This window comes from Kitasatospora sp. NPDC059146 (assembly GCF_042786665.1).
Lineage (GTDB): Bacteria > Actinomycetota > Actinomycetes > Streptomycetales > Streptomycetaceae > Kitasatospora.
Genome location: NZ_JBHZCY010000271.1, coordinates 1 through 1425, shown reverse-complemented (window position 1 = coordinate 1425; position 1425 = coordinate 1). Strand labels below are relative to the sequence as shown.

The following is a 1425-nucleotide window of genomic DNA, read 5'->3' as shown; positions in this document are numbered from 1 at the left end:
CTAGTAGTGCTTTGTTACGTGTTGCGCGGGGTCTGGGCAGGTTGGCGGTTCGGCGGTTCGCTGTCGGTGTGACTCCGGACGAACTGGCACTGTTACGTGATGAGTTGGAGGCGTTCGCGGCGGAGCTCTTCGCTCCGTTGCGGCGTGCGGACCAGCGGGACAAGGGCCTGGGCTATCTGCGTGGTCTGCTGCTGGACGGACGGCGCAAGTCGATGCAGCCGATGGCCGAGCGCCTCGGGATCGACCACCAGCGCCTGCAGCAGTTCATCACCGCCTCGACCTGGCCGGTCGAGGCGGTGCGGGCTCGGATCGCCCGCCGGGCGGTGGAATCGCTGGCACCGGCCGCCTGGGTGGTCGACGACACCGGGTTCCCGAAGGACGGCACCGCCTCGCCCGGGGTCGCCCGCCAGTACTCCGGGACGCTCGGCAAGGTCGGCAACTGCCAGGTCGGAGTGAGCGTCCACGCGGTCACCGACCAGGCGTCCCGCCCGCTCGACTGGCGTCTGTTCCTGCCCGCCGCCTGGGACCCGGAGCATGCCGCGGATGAGGCCGCCGCCGCCCGCGCCGGGCGGCGGCGGGCCCACTGCCGCGTCCCCGACAGTGAGGTCCACCGCCCGAAATGGCGCCTCGCGCTGGAGATGCTCGACGAGCTCGCCACCTGGCACCTCACCGCGCCGGTCGTGGTCGCGGACGCCGGCTACGGCGACAACGCCCACTTCCGCAACGCCCTCGACGAGCGCGGCCTGCGGTGGATCGTGCAGGTCAAGGGCCTGGCAACCGCCCACCCGCTGGACGCGCTCCCCCACCAGCCGCCCTACGGCGGACTCGGCCCCCGCCCCAAGCCCCGCTACCGCACCCGCCCGATCCCGCTGGCCGAGCACGTGCGGGCCGCCGGCCGAGCGGCGGCCCGCACGATCACCTGGCGACACGGGTCCCGCGACCGCCTGAGCGGCGACTTCGTCGTCCTGCGGGTCCGGCTGGCCGGACGCCGGCCCCGGCCCGCGGAGAACGGCACCATTGCCGCATGCTGGCTGCTGGCCCAGTGGCCCGCCCACCTGGCCGAGCCGTCCCACTACTGGGTGTCCAACCTGCCCGCCGACACACCCGTCGAGGACCTGGTGGGCCTGGCCAAGATCCGCTGGCGGATCGAGCACGACTACCGCGAGCTGAAGACCGCCCTGGGCCTCGACCACTTCGAGGGCCGTTCCTGGACCGGCTGGCACCGCCACGTCACCCTCGTCACCGCCGCCCACCTCTTCGTCACCCTCGCCCGGAGCCGCCCAAAAGTGCCTGCTCGGGCATGACCCTCTACCAGGCGGTCAGAGCCCTCCAACACCTCCTGGCCACCTGGAACGGCACATGCCCGACCTGCCAGCGACCACTGCCCAGACCAAGACCAGCCCCGACCTAACAAAGCACTACTAG

At 72.2% G+C, this 1425-nt stretch carries 1 protein-coding gene; it reads left to right on the top strand.

All coding sequences use genetic code 11. From position 1 onward, the window contains the following. Nucleotides 1-68 precede the first annotated feature (68 nt). Nucleotides 69-1304 carry an IS701 family transposase gene (locus tag ACFXPX_RS43865; RefSeq protein WP_380645122.1) on the top strand — a complete coding sequence of 412 codons (1236 nt, stop codon included), beginning with the start codon at nt 69-71 and terminating at the stop codon, nt 1302-1304. The last annotated feature ends 121 nt before the right edge of the window (nt 1305-1425 follow it).